Source organism: Nocardia sp. NPDC055165, from assembly GCF_053606985.1.
This window is the reverse complement of record NZ_JBSGSS010000008.1, coordinates 287,632-300,735: the sequence shown is the minus strand read 5'-3', so window position 1 is coordinate 300,735 and position 13,104 is coordinate 287,632. Positions and strand designations below refer to the sequence as shown.

The following is a 13,104-nucleotide window of genomic DNA, read 5'->3' as shown; positions in this document are numbered from 1 at the left end:
TCTGGTGCACGCTGACACCACAATGATGTGGTGTCAGCGTGCACCAGAAACTGCGGATGGTCAAGGGTCAGCCGTCGAGCAGGTGAGGTAAACCGGCGCGAAAGCGGTCCGCGTCGATGGCTTTGGCGGCAGCGAAAGCGGGGAGGGAGACCAGCGGGAAGATCTGGGCGCGGGGACTCGGATCGTCGGCGGCGTCGAGGATGGCGTTGGCCGCCGCGCGACCGGATTCGTTGGCGCCCTCCATGGTGGCCAGGTCGATGTGGTGGCGGACGTGATCACCGCCGAAATAGAGGTTGGGAATCGCGCAGTGCGCGTCGGGACGATTGTCGTAGGAGCCGACTGTGTTGACCAGCAGCGGGGTTTCGTTGTGGATGGTGGTTCCCGACCAGGTGATGCCGGGGTCCAGATGCCAGGAGTGGATGTCTTCGTCGCGTAGCCAGTCGGTGCCGGTGTTGAGCCAGGCTTTGAGCTGCGCCCAGGTCTCGATGGCGATTTCGGCGGCGGTGCATTCCTTGGCGGTGCGGCCGAAGTGGATTCCGGGTGTGTCCCAGTCGGAGATGTCGACCGACAGGCATTCCAGCACCGAGCCGTCGCCGTAGGTGGCAGGGAAGTCGCCCACCCACATGGGGGCTTGGCGCAGCGCGGTGAGGGCCCAGGGGGAGCCCAGCGCCGCGATGTGTCCCTCGGGGATGTCGGTGGGGCGGCGCAGGTAGTACTGGATGCCGACCATCCAGTCGGTGACGAGGTTTCGCATCCCGCCCAGGCGCGGATCGGCCTCGATGATCGTGTCGTCGAGGAGGTCGACCGCGCGGTCGACCGGCATGGCGCACAGATAGTGGTCGGCTGTCACTGTCGCGGTCCCATCTGTTCCGCTGATCGTCGCGGCGGCGATGCGACCGCCGGCCATCCGCAATGCGGCCAGGCCCTGCCCCATGACGAAGCGGACGCCGAGCGTGCGCAGGTAGTCGACCCACGGATCGATCCAGGCGACGTTGGTCGGGCGGTTGAGGATTCGGTCGACGCCACCGGAGAACTGCGCAACCGTGCCGGACGCGGCCAGGACCAGCGCCTCGCCGATCGTGCCGATGGTTCGTGCGGAGCTGGTCTGCGGCTTCGCGGCGACGGTGATCCGGGTGAGCGCGTTCACCAGGTACTTCCGGTACGCGGGCGACTTTCCCTCGGCCTGCATGATCTGTTCCCAGGTCACGTATTCCCACTGGCCGAAGCGTCGTTCGGTGCTGGAGGTGAACCACACGAGCATCTGCTTGGCGAAGAACGCCAGCTCGTGTGGTGGTAGGTCGGGGATGAAGCCGAGCGCGCCGATGATGCTGTTCTGCACCAGTTCCGGCGTCAACTGACTCAGTCCACCGAGCTCGACCGGGGCGAAGATCGGCGGCAGGTCCTGGAATCCGGCGACCGTGCCCTCGACCCGCACCAGGTTGTCGAGCACACCGTTCTGGTTGCCGGGGAACGGGATTCGGCTCATCGTGTCGGGGACATGCTGATAGCAGCCGGGGAAGAAGCGGAACCCGTGTTCACCCGGCAGATGCTGACGACCGGGCGACGCGGTTCCCGGCACGCCCATGCTGCGGGCCTTTCCGCCGAGGAACGCGGGCTCGTAGACGGTGATGTCGTAGCCTCGCTCGGCCAGCTCGTGCGCGGCACTGAGCCCGGCCATGCCGCCACCGAATATCGCCACCGACTTGCCGCCGGAGCGCAGTAGTGGCGAACGCCGGGCAGTCGTCGCTGCGGCGAAGGCCGGGGGAGTCACGGCTAGTGCGGCTCCGGCGACGAGCCCGGCGCGCAGCGCGGTGCGGCGGGTGATCGGTGCTGACAACGGTGTCGGCTGATCAGGCATGGTGTTCTCCTGGACCTGCGGTGGTGAGGGTGAAAGGCGGGTTCGGTGGTGGGCAGTCATCGGTTGCGCTGCCGCGCAGTGTTGTCCGCGTGGTTCGCCATTCGCTGGTCGAGTCGCGGATCTCGCGTGCCACGTCGGAGAGGACGGCGGGCAGATGTGCCCACTGGTGGACCGAGGCGCGGACCGCGAGGCCCAGTGCGCGGGACGGGGTATACAGCTCGGCGGGCCGGTGGGTGCGGGAGAAGATGCCCGCGGTGATCTCCGCCAGTTCCGGGTCGTCGGCGGCGGTGCGGTAAAGCTCGATCTCCAAGGGCCGCAACGTTTCACCACGTGCCAGCCGATTCGTCCAGTGGAAGATCTCGCGGCACTCGACGACGCGGCGGCGCTCCCACTCCGACAGGGCAGTGTCGAGAGCCCGCGGGTCGTGGAGAACCTCGTCGACCGACTCGGCGAGCGTGCGTCCATAGTGCAAGGCGTCGCGGATGCCCTGCGCGGTGACGGGATCTTTGAAGTGTCCGGAGTCGCCGGGCAATGCCCAGCCCGGGCCCGCGGAACGCCGGAAGTACGAGGAAATGCCGGTGGCGGAACGGATCCGGCCCACGCGCTCACACCCGCGCAGCCGACTGGTCAAATCCGGAATCCGGGCCAGGGCCTCGGCGTAGCGGCGTTCCGCCACACCGGGACCGCGTCCGAGGTCGCTGACCGTGGGCGGCTGTACCAGGCTGAGCACCAGGCCGTCGTCGCACGGGAAGGCGGTGCCGAGGTCGGCACCGACACGCCACTGGGCGGCGATGTGGCGGGGAGCGTCGGCGGCATCGCGCCAGTAGGCGAAATAGCAGTCGCGCCCGCTCGGCACGCTCAGAAACGGTCGTTCGGCGCCCACCGCGCGGGCGATGGTGCTGCGCCGCCCGTCCGCGCCGACAACGAGCGCGGCGCGGATCTCCCTGGTCTGGCCCGCGGCGTCGAGGTATCGCACACCGGCGCACCGGTTCCCGTCCCAGACCACCGAGGTGACCCGGCAGCGCAGCCGCACCTGCGCGCCCGCGTTCACCGCGGTGCGCACCAGCACGGCGTCGAGTCCGGTGCGGCGCACACACATCGCGTAGTCGATGCCGTCGACCGAGGGAAAGCCGGAACCGACACCGTGGCCCGCGGCCTGTGCGTAGGCCCTGGTCAACCGTGGCGCACCGAGTGCTTCGACGGCGGCCAATGCATCGAGGCGCTGGAGCTCGGCCAGCCCGGCCGGCCAGAGCAGGTGGGTGGACAGTGTGTCCGACGGCAAGATGGCGGCGTCGAGCACGACCACAGCGCGACCCGCCCTCGCGAGTGTCGCCGCGGTAGCCGACCCCGCGCAGCGCGCGCCGACCACGACGACGTCGGTCCTTTCGACTGCGGTGACGGGGGAATCGACCATGAAGACCACCTCGGTCACTGAGTCTCGGACAGTGTGTCCGATTGATGATGAGGCGGGCCGTATTCAGGTGTCAATAGCCAACCGGGACAGGGGGATTGCCGCGGCCCCTACCCCCGCCACCACGGCGGCCCGCGGGTCTACGGGCACAATGGGACGCATGGGCAATGCCAGCGCACCCGGTGCGGCATCGGCGACGGATAGCCGATGCCCTCACTGACCCGTGTCCCGCGATCGGCGCGCAAACCCGCTGACGACCGGCGGGCGGAATTCGAACGACGGGTCCTCACCGCGGTCGAAGACCTGCTGGCCGACGGCACGCCGTTCACCGAGATCGCCGTGCAGAAGATCGCCGCCGCGTCCGGGTCGGCGAGATCTACCTTCTATCGCTACTTTCCGGACAAGAGCAGACTGCTGATCCGGATGGCCGAGTTGGCCACCGCCGATCTGTTCGCCGCGGCCGAGATGTGGTGGAGTGCCGAGCACACCGATCAGCAGGCCGGAGTCGTGCTGGCCATGCGCGCGATGATCGGCGGGTTCCGCGACCATCGCTATCTGCTGCTCGCCCTGACCGAAGTGGGCTCCTACGACCGGGAGGTCGGTGCCTACTGGCGTTCCCGAGTGGCGACCTTCGCCGAACTGGTGCGTGCCCGGCTGGCGGCCGAACAGGCGTCGGGCCGCGTCGGGCCGCAGCTCGATCCCCGAGCCACCGCCCTGATTCTCACCTCGATGGTCGAACGCACGATCTCGGTCGCCTTCGCCGCCGAAACCGGTGTCGGCGAGGAGGAATTGGCCGAATCACTCGGTCGCGCGATCTGGCTCGTCATCTACGGGGACGCGCCCTAGTCGCTGTCCTTCTGCGAGACAGCGTCCTCGGCTGCGGCTGTGGTTGTGTGGGCGGAACGTTTGCGGCGTGGTGTCGTCTGATCGATGCGAGGATCCTCGGTCACCGCATAGTGTTTGACGTATTCGGACAGGAACGCCTGCACTGTCGCGGTGGCCGGAATGGCCAACAGTGCGCCGACCGCGCCGAGCAGCGCGCCACCGGCGAGTACCGACAGCAGGGCGATCGCGGCGTTGACGTCGACGGTGCGCGCGGTGATCCGAGGCTGTAGCAGATAGTCCTGGAACCACTGGTAGACAATCGCGAACACGATGATCCATACCGCGTCCATCGGGTCGACGGTCAGCGCCACGAAGACCGGAACGATCGCGGCGATGTAGGTGCCGATGGTCGGGATGAACGCGGAGATCACGCCGAACCAGACCCCGAGCGCGATGGGGTTGGGCAGGTGCAGGATCGACAGGAATACGCCGTGCACGATCGCGGAGACGATCGCCAGCAGCAACCGCGAGAACAGGTAGCCGCCGGTCTTGTCGATGGCGAGGTCCCAGGCGTGCAGGAAGGTCTGCTGGCGTGCCGGCGGCAGGAGCGAGCACACCGTGCGCCGCACCTTCGGGCCGCCCGCGGTGAGGTAGACGCTGAACAGCGCGATGGTCAGGACCTGGGCCAAGCCGCCCAGGACCGTGGTCGACACGCCCCAGGCATTGTCGGCGGCGGTGTGCGCGTAGCTCTCGAGCAGGTCGGATTCGCGCAGCAGCCGTTGACTCAGGTCGTGCGTTGTGAAGTGCTGTCCGAAGGTGTGATTGACCCAGTCCACGCCCTCGTCGAGCAGTCGTGGCGTCTCATGGACCAGGTTGGTCGCCGTCTCCACGAGCAGGGTCACCAGTGCGGCGAGAAAGGCCAGTACGCAGAGGAAGGTGGCGATGAATACCAGGCCGGTGGCGAGACCACGCGGTACCCCCCGCCGCACCAGCAGTGCGACGGGCGGCTCCATCGCCAGCGAGATGAAGAACGCGACGAACAAGATGATCAGGATGCCGGTCAGCCGGTGGAACGCCCAGTCCGCGAGCAGGAACAATCCGAAGAACGCCACTGCCAGCACCATTGCCCGAGGTAGCCACGTCGGCATTCTGGTTCGCGCGGGCGCCTGCGCAGCGCTGTCCCCGGGGTCGATGTCCACGACTTCCAGTGTCGCCCCGGGTCGGTCCTTTTCCCGGCATCAACGCGGCGTCGACCTGCCCGAAGAGTCGGCCCACTTCTCGGGCAAATAGTTGCAGTTCCTGAAATATTGCAGTTTGTGCTAATTTATGGGCGTGACTCAGGAGCCGGTCAAACAGGCCGCGGTCGGTCTGCGTGAACAGAAGAAGCAACGGACCCTGCTCGATCTCTGCCTCGCCGCGCGGCGATTGGCGGTCGAGCACGGGCTGGACGCGACGAACGTCGACGACATCGCCAAGGCCGTGGGCGTCTCGCCGCGCACGTTCTTCAACTACTACGAGACCAAGCTGGACGCGGTGGTCGGCCCGATCGGTGAGATCGGTACGCCCGAAGCCAGAAGCGAATTCGTCGCAGGCGGTCCGACCGGTGTACTCATCGAAGACCTCACCTGGCTGCACGCCGCGGGCTTCCAGCCGGAAAGCGAAGTGCGCGAGGGCATCTCGCTGGTCACGAAACTGGTGATGGCCGAGCCGAGAGTGCTCGCCGCCTTCATCGCCTCCGGCGCCCGGATGGAGGCCGCCATCGCCGAACTCCTCGCGGCCAGGTGCGGGGCCGACGTCGACCCCGAATTCGCCTCGCTCACCGCGGGAATCATGACAACCATCACCACGCGGGCAGCGATGTCGCTGGCCGCCGACCCGAACGGGTCGCTGGCGGCAGCGCTGCACGAGCACTGCGCCATGGCCTCCCGGCTGTTCCGGCCGGACGACAGCACAAGGGAGACGCTCCGATGACCACGACGGCCGACTCGCCGCCCACCCCGATCGTCCTGACGCAGAAGCGGATCTGGCTGATCTTCTCCGCTCTGATCGCGGGCATGTTCCTGGCCAGCCTCGATCAGATGATCGTCGGCACCGCGATGCCGACCATCGTCGGCGAACTGGGCGGTGTCTCGCACATGGCCTGGACCGCCACCTCCTACCTGCTCGCCACCACCATTGTGATGCCGATCTACGGAAAACTCGGCGATATGTTCGGCAGGCGATGGCTGTTCCTGTTCGCGATCACCGTCTTCACCGCCGCGTCGATCGGCGCCGCCGCGTCGACCAGCTTCTGGGAGTTCATCGCGTTCCGCGGTCTGCAAGGCGTGGGTGGCGGCGGTCTGATGATCCTGGCGCAGGCCATCATCGCCGATGTGGTGCCCGCCAAGGACCGCGGCAAGTACATGGCCCCGATGGGTGCTGTCTTCGGCATCACCTCGGTCGCCGGACCGCTGCTCGGCGGACTGTTCGCCGACCATCTCGACTGGCGGTGGTGCTTCTGGATCAATGTGCCGATCGGCATCGCCGCGCTGTTCATCGCCTTCCGCTACCTGAACATCCCCAGCCATCGGCCCAAGTTCCGGCCCGACTACCTCGGCATCGTGCTCATGTCGACCGCGACCACCTTGCTGATCCTGATCACCGACTGGGGCGGCAAGCAGTACGCCTGGGGCTCGACGGTGATGGTGTCGATGATCGCCGCTCTCGTCATCGTGGTCGCGGCCTTCGTGTTCGTCGAGTCGAGGGCCGAGGAGCCGATGCTGCCGCTGTGGCTGTTCCGCAATCGCACCTTCGTGCTCACCTCGCTGATCGGATTCCTCGTCGGCCTGGTGATGTTCGCGGCCATCGGCTTCATCCCGACCTACCTGCAGATGGCCAGCGGTACCTCCGCGTCGGTGTCGGGTCTGCTGCTGATCCCGATGATGATCGGCATGATGCTCACGCTGATCACCTCGATGAACGCGATCACCAAAACCGGTCGCTACCGGGTGTACCCGCCGATCGGCGCCGCCCTGATCGGGATCGACATGCTGTGGCTGACCCGCCTGGACGCCAACACCTCGATGTGGCTGGTCTCGGCCATGCTGTTCGTGATGGGCGCCGGCCTCGGCCTGATCATGCAGATCATCGTGCTCGTGGTGCAGAACGCGGTGGCCCCCGACCAGATCGGCACGGCGACCAGCGCCAACAACTACTTCCGTGAAATGGGTGGCGCGCTGGGCATCGCGATCTTCGGTTCCATCTTCACCGGCAGGCTGACCGAGAACCTCACCGGCGCGTTCCAGGCGAACTGGCAGGAAGCGGCGGCGGCGAAAATCGATCCGAGCGCACTGATTCCCTCGGTGGTCAAGAACCTGCCGGACAACCTGCACGACGCGATTGTCAGCGCCTACGTCGACGCGCTGGTCCCCGGGTTCTGGTACCTGATCCCGGGTGCGGTGCTCGCGTTCGCGCTCGCGTTGTTCATCCCGCATCTGACACTGTCCGACGAAGCGGGAATGGTCGCGCGTGGTGAAGCGGTGATGGCCGAGACCGAGCCGGACCTGGTCAAGGAGAGCTGAGCGGGCCGCCTGCCGATCCGGCCGAATCTGCGGCGAATGTATAAGGCCCGCTATCGATTTCGGTAGTGCGGCCTTATCATTCAGGTCGGACACCGTGCGACGTCGCAGCGCCGATCAGAGGAGCGAGTCAGTGACTACCTATACCGAGCAGTGGTCGGAACTGTTCGGAATGACGCTCGACGACTGGCTGTGCACCGGGACCGTGAACGAGGTGCATCCGGACCTGAGCTGGGATCGGGTGCGCCGGCACGCGGTGGCGGAGATGAACAAACGGCTGGCGGACAGCTGGAGAGCCGGCGTCGACGAGGCGGGGACGATCAGTAGCGCCTCGCTCGCGCTCTTCGACGAGGGGCACATGAAAGCGATCGCGACCGAGGTGCGGGTCGCGACGATCGACAGCGTCGCCTGGATGTCGCAGCTCAGCGTCAGACGTCCGGCGGACGGGTCCACCGGAGGCCGCTGACGGAGTGCGGCAGGGCTGCCGATCACCTGATGGTCGTGGGGCTTCGGGGCTGTTCGGCTCAGCCGTCGAGGTATCGCCGCGGCGATGTGCCGACCGTTCGGCGAAAGGCCGCGAGAAACGCACTGGCAGTGGCGTATCCGACGGTGTGTGCGACGAGGAAGACGGGCCGGCCGTCGGCCAGCAGTGGCAGCGCGGCCTGGATTCTCGCGTGGGTGCGCCAGCGGTCGAAACTCATCCCGGTGTCCTGCACGAACAATCGGGTGAGCGTGCGACGGCTCACGCCGACGGCCCGGGCGTGGGCTTCCAGGCTGCGCGGGTCGGCCGGGTTGTCCAGTAGCGCGTCGGCGACTGTGCGTACTCGTTCGTCGACGGGGTGGGGCACGTCGATCGGCGTCGCGGGCAGCGGCTGCAACAGGTCGAGGACGACCGCCTCGGCGCGGAGCCGCTGATCATCGGCCAGTGTGCTCTGGGCGAGGTGCACGATCAAGTGGGCCAGCAGGCCGTCGACGCGGACCGCGGTGGGTTCGGACCAGTCCAGCGCGCAGCGGTCCGGTTCGAAATAGAGGCTGCACAGCACGGCGTCGCGGCTCGCGCCGGTCTTGTGCGCGACACCTGCGGGCAGCCATAACGCGCGGGTCGGCGGCACGATCCAATGCGCTTGTCCCACAGCGACTCCGAGCACGCCGCTGCGTGTCCAGGCCAGCTGGTGCTGGGGGTGGTAGTGCTCGTGGGTCCACTGTCCGGCCGCGAGTGGGAAGCTGCCGACCACGATCGCGCCCACGCCGGGGGGAGCGGGTTCGAAGGCGGGTTCGGGCATACCCCCAGACTATGTCCTCAATGCGCTATTAGTTGGCCTGGTGACGTCTAGCGGCCATCTGTCTTCGCTGCCTACCGTCGATGCATGACTTCGATCTCTACAGCGGAATCCGGCTCGGGCGCAGACGAGGCTCGGCGCCGCGCGGTGCTGATCGTGCTCTGTCTGGTCCAGTTCATGCTGAATCTGGACGACAACGTGGTCAGTGTCGCGCTGCCCACCGTGCGCGACGACCTCGGATTCACCACCGCGGGTCTCGCGTGGGTGGTGAACGGCTACATCCTCGCCTTCGGCGGGTTCCTGTTGCTGTTCGGCCGAGTGGCCGATCTCCTGGGTCGGCGCCGGGTGTTCCTCAGCGGCGTAGCCCTTTTCGGCGTGGCGAGCATGTTGTGCGCGCTCGCGCAGGAACCGTGGCAGTTGGTGGCGGGGCGATTCATCCAGGGCACAGGTGCGGCGATGGCGAGCCCGGCCGCGCTCGCGCTGCTCACTCTGCTCTATCCGGGTGCGGGCGAACGCGCCAAGGCGATCGGCATCTGGGGCGCGACGGCCGCGGTGGGCGCCACATCCGGGCTGGTGATCTCCGGGGCTCTGACGGGGTTCGCTTCGTGGCGGTGGGTTTTCCTGATCAACGTCCCGGTCGTTGTCGTGGCTTCGGTGCTGCTGCCACGGTGGGTCGCGGAGAGCTGGAGTGGACCACGTACGCGGGTCGATGTCGTGGGAGCGGCCCTCATCACCGGCGCACCGGTGCTACTGGTCTACGGCTTGCTGCGCGCGTCCGAAACCGGTTGGGGCGAACTCGGTTCCACGATGGCGATGATCGCTGCGGTCTTGCTGGCGGTGGTGTTCGTGATCGTGGAGCGGCGCACCGAAGAACCGCTGGTTCCGTTGTCGTTCCTGGCTTTTCGGCCACGAGCGGTGGCCAATGGGGCGACCCTGCTGTTCTCCGCCGCCTTCTACGCGATGGCCTTCCTGTTGATGCTGCACCTCCAGACCGTTCTCGGCTACGGACCTTTCATCGCGGGTCTGGCGTATCTGCCTTTCGGGGCGGGGATTCTGGCCGGGATGTGGGTGTCGTCGCGGGCGGTGAACCGGCTCGGTGAGCGTGCTGGGCTGGTGACCGGACTCCTTGTCAGCGCGGTGGGCCTGGTGCTGATGTCGGGCATCGACGGCCACGACAGCTACGCCTCGGGGGTGCTGCCCGCCCTGCTCGTCACCAGCATCGGCTGCGGGATGAGCCTGCCCGCGTTGGCGGTCACCGCACTCACCGGCACCACCGAGGACAACGCCGGAATCGGCTCCGCCGTCCTCAGCTCGGTCCAGCAACTCGGCGGCGCACTGGGTTTGGCGATCCTGGTGACGCTCGCCGCCTGTCGCGGTGACTCCTCGGCCGGCTCGATCGACGCTCGGCAGGCCGCGACCCAAGCGTTCTCCTATGCCCTGACGATCGCCGCCGCGCTGGTCGGGCTCGCTGCGGTGCTGATCGCGACGATGCTGCGCAATCACACTCGAGAATCCTGATAGTTGTATCGTGTTGTGCGAATAGGTACTCCAGGGCGGAGGGGAGGAGGCGCGGTGGGCGACAATGTGGAGCCTGTCGATGCATCACCGCCCACCCAGCGCGTCGTGTCCGTGCTGGAACTTCTCGCCGACGCGGCTGAACCGCAGACCTCGGCGCAGATCGCCGATTGTCTCGCGCTGAGCCGGTCGACGGTCGGCAACGTGCTCTCCGCGCTGCGGGCGCGCGGGTGGGTCACTCGCCGCGGTGATCTCACCTACGAGTTGGGTCCCGCGTTCCTGCGGACCGCCGAGCGAGAACGAAGCAAGCTCGCCGAGGACTCGTCGTTGCACGCCGCCCTGCAGGGCCTGGCGCAGGACGTGGATTGTGGTGTCGCACTGGTTGTTGTCGACGGCGCCGAGATCCTGTTCAGCGCCGTCGTCGAGAACCGTGGACGAATTCCCGCCGGAATCTCGGTCGGCACCAGATTGCCGCTCATCCCGCCCGCCGCGGCGACGATCGTGGCTCATTCCGCCGACCTGATCCGGCAACCGTGGCTGGCGGCGGCCGAGCCGCAAGATCGCGTGAAATTCGAGCGGCTTCTGGGCGACATCCGCGTCGTCGGCGCCGCGGTCTGGGGGGTCGACTCCCGCAGCGTCGCCACCCTCGATGTCCTCGCCGACGTCGTCGACCATCTCGCCCACGATCCGGTCAGTCGAACGCTGCGCGAACGGGTGCTCGCGCTGCTCGGGGAGATCAGCGGAACGGCTTATCGTCCTGCCGAACTCGACACCGATGTGGCACTGCCGATCAGTTACGTGTCGGCGCCCGTCTTCGGCTCCGGCGGGGATGTGCTGGCGGAGCTGATCGTCGGCCCGATGCGGGCCGCGGTGACCAGGGCCGAACGCGACCGTTACCTGGCCGCGGTGATCGCGGCAGCGAAAGTGATTCCCGGCCTGCGTTGACCGCCACCGAGAGCTTGTGATCGTCGACGCCACCGCACGGGTAGCGCGTTCGGTCCACGCAGCGCCACCCCGACCCGACTGGAGCCTCTCGGTGCATGGCGCGGGCTGCTAGCGGCTGGTCTCCATCGTCTGCTTGAAGATGGTCAGGCCGTGTTCCATTGCCGCGCCCATCGGGACGGCGAGGTCGTCGGGTTGGACGTCGTGGATCCAGACGAATCGGCTGTGGCCGTCACCGTGGGGGAAGACCTGCATCGACGCGTTGTCGTGGGTGGGCCGCATGGTGTCGCCGATGACGGAGTAGGCGATTCGGCGTGATTGCTCGTCGAGGGCGATGAGGCGCTCGCGAACGACTGTTCCGTCGGCGAAAGTGGCGGTCCTGACCCCGGGCTCGACGAGTCGGCTGTCGGTGACGAATCCCGGGGCCATCCGGACGGGGCCGTCGGTGAAGTCGCTGATGACCGCCCACACCTGTGCGGGGTCGGCGTCGATGAGGATCTCTTTGTGCACGGAGGCCATGCTCTGTGTCGCTTTCTGTCGTGGGTGTCTGTGAGGAGGCGTTATCGCCGGAAGTCGCGGAAGGAGGCGCGCAGGTCGTCGATGATCAGGTCGGGTTCCTCCATGGCCGCGAAGTGGCCGCCGCGATCGAATTCGGTCCAGCGCACGATGGTGTGGTTGCGTTCGGCGATGCGACGGACCGGGACACCGAGGTCGTTCGGCAACACGGCCACCGCGACCGGCACCTCGGTCGCGGGCTCGGGCCGGCCCCACGTCGCGGCGCCCTCGTAGTAATAGCGCGCCGAGGAACCAGCGGTGCCGTTGAGCCAATAGATCATGACGTTGGTGAGCATCGTGTCACGGTCGACGGCGTCCTCGGGGACATCGGTCGAATCGGTCCAGTCCTTGAAGCGCTCGACGATCCAAGCCAATTGCCCCACGGGGGAATCGGTGAGCGCGTAGGACAGTGTCTGCGGGCGGGTGGCCTGCAGCATCGCGTACGCGCCGAGTTCGTACTGGGCGCGCTGAGCCAGCTGGAGGGCCCGCTTCTCGGCCGGGTTGTCGAGATCGGCCGTCTCGGAAGTGACGGTGGCCGAGGCGATCATGGTCACGTGCAACGCCACGAGGTGGTCGGGATCGAGCACCGCCAGTTCGCGCGAGATGGCAGCACCGGTGTCCTCGCCGTGGGCGGCGTAGCGCTCGTAGCCGAGTCGGCGCATCAGCTCGGCCCAGGCTCGCGCGGCCCGGCTGGTCGACCAGCCGATCGCGGGACCGGACAACCCGAAGCCGGGAATCGTCGGCACCACCACGTCGAACGCGTCCTCGGCCCGGCCGCCGTGCGCGACCGGATCGGTCAGCGGCCCGATCACGTCGAGGAACTCCACGATCGATCCGGGCCATCCATGGGTGAGGATCAACGGCATCGCACCGGGTTCGGCCGACCGGACATGGAGGAAATGCACAGCGTGACCGTCGATCTCGGTGCGGAACTGCGGGAACGCGTTGAGGCGCGCCTCCTGCGCCCGCCAGTCGTAGGTGGTGCGCCAGTACCGCACCAGTTCCTGCGTGTAGTCGAGCGGAATACCCTGCGCCCAGCCGACCCCGGTCACACCGTCGGGCCAGCGGGTGTCGCCCAGACGTCGATGGAGATCGTCGAGCTGGGACTGCGGGACGTCGATGCGGAAGGGAGTGATTGCTTCGCTCATGAAAACCACGCTA

At 67.4% G+C, this 13,104-nt stretch carries 12 protein-coding genes; 6 read left to right on the top strand and 6 right to left on the bottom strand.

The window, feature by feature from the left end:
- Positions 1-67 precede the first annotated feature (67 nt).
- Entirely contained in the window at positions 68-1,858 is a 1,791-nt protein-coding gene (locus tag ACWFRF_RS19150; protein WP_452451286.1) for a hydroxysqualene dehydroxylase, read from the bottom strand.
- Complete coding sequence (locus ACWFRF_RS19145) at positions 1,851-3,272, bottom strand: NAD(P)/FAD-dependent oxidoreductase (protein WP_452451284.1); 1,422 nt, start codon at positions 3,270-3,272, stop codon at positions 1,851-1,853. The genes ACWFRF_RS19150 and ACWFRF_RS19145 overlap by 8 nt, the downstream gene beginning before the upstream one ends.
- Positions 3,273-3,476: 204 nt before the next feature.
- Between ACWFRF_RS19145 and ACWFRF_RS19140 the strand changes: the two genes are divergently transcribed.
- The gene (locus ACWFRF_RS19140; protein ID WP_387444801.1) at positions 3,477-4,115 is read left to right on the top strand and encodes a TetR/AcrR family transcriptional regulator; all 639 of its coding nucleotides are present in this window, start codon (positions 3,477-3,479) and stop codon (positions 4,113-4,115) included.
- Here ACWFRF_RS19140 and ACWFRF_RS19135 read toward each other — a convergent pair.
- A complete protein-coding gene (locus ACWFRF_RS19135) occupies positions 4,112-5,293 on the bottom strand; it encodes an AI-2E family transporter (protein WP_452451282.1) in 1,182 nt (393 codons plus the stop codon). The genes ACWFRF_RS19140 and ACWFRF_RS19135 overlap by 4 nt on opposite strands.
- 133 nt (positions 5,294-5,426) lie before the next feature.
- Between ACWFRF_RS19135 and ACWFRF_RS19130 the strand changes: the two genes are divergently transcribed.
- From ACWFRF_RS19130 to ACWFRF_RS19120, 3 genes are all read left to right on the top strand, one after another.
- Positions 5,427-6,065 carry a TetR/AcrR family transcriptional regulator gene (locus ACWFRF_RS19130; protein WP_379313566.1) on the top strand — a complete coding sequence of 213 codons (639 nt, stop codon included), beginning with the start codon at positions 5,427-5,429 and terminating at the stop codon, positions 6,063-6,065.
- Positions 6,062-7,654 carry an MDR family MFS transporter gene (locus tag ACWFRF_RS19125; RefSeq protein ID WP_378990125.1) on the top strand — a complete coding sequence of 531 codons (1,593 nt, stop codon included), beginning with the start codon at positions 6,062-6,064 and terminating at the stop codon, positions 7,652-7,654. Before ACWFRF_RS19130 ends, ACWFRF_RS19125 begins: the two co-directional genes overlap by 4 nt.
- A gap of 130 nt (positions 7,655-7,784) precedes the next feature.
- Positions 7,785-8,117, top strand: a complete 333-nt coding sequence (locus ACWFRF_RS19120; RefSeq protein ID WP_452451280.1) for a hypothetical protein — start codon at positions 7,785-7,787, stop codon at positions 8,115-8,117.
- A 58-nt stretch (positions 8,118-8,175) separates the two neighbouring features.
- Here the strand turns inward: ACWFRF_RS19120 and ACWFRF_RS19115 are convergent, their stop codons facing one another.
- Entirely contained in the window at positions 8,176-8,934 is a 759-nt protein-coding gene (locus ACWFRF_RS19115; RefSeq protein ID WP_452451278.1) for a helix-turn-helix domain-containing protein, read from the bottom strand.
- Positions 8,935-9,018: 84 nt separating this feature from the next.
- Here ACWFRF_RS19115 and ACWFRF_RS19110 point away from each other — a divergent pair, with 84 nt between their 5' ends.
- Positions 9,019-10,449 (top strand): MFS transporter, encoded by a 1,431-nt coding sequence (locus tag ACWFRF_RS19110; RefSeq protein WP_452451276.1) that lies wholly within the window; start codon positions 9,019-9,021, stop codon positions 10,447-10,449.
- Between the two features lie 54 nt (positions 10,450-10,503).
- Positions 10,504-11,391, top strand: coding sequence for a helix-turn-helix domain-containing protein (locus ACWFRF_RS19105; protein ID WP_378990118.1), 888 nt, complete (start codon positions 10,504-10,506; stop codon positions 11,389-11,391).
- A 108-nt stretch (positions 11,392-11,499) separates the two neighbouring features.
- Here ACWFRF_RS19105 and ACWFRF_RS19100 read toward each other — a convergent pair whose 3' ends face one another.
- Positions 11,500-11,907 carry an SRPBCC family protein gene (locus ACWFRF_RS19100; RefSeq protein ID WP_452451275.1) on the bottom strand — a complete coding sequence of 136 codons (408 nt, stop codon included), beginning with the start codon at positions 11,905-11,907 and terminating at the stop codon, positions 11,500-11,502.
- Between the two features lie 41 nt (positions 11,908-11,948).
- The gene (locus ACWFRF_RS19095) at positions 11,949-13,091 is read right to left on the bottom strand and encodes an epoxide hydrolase family protein (protein ID WP_452451273.1); all 1,143 of its coding nucleotides are present in this window, start codon (positions 13,089-13,091) and stop codon (positions 11,949-11,951) included.
- Positions 13,092-13,104: the final 13 nt, after the last annotated feature.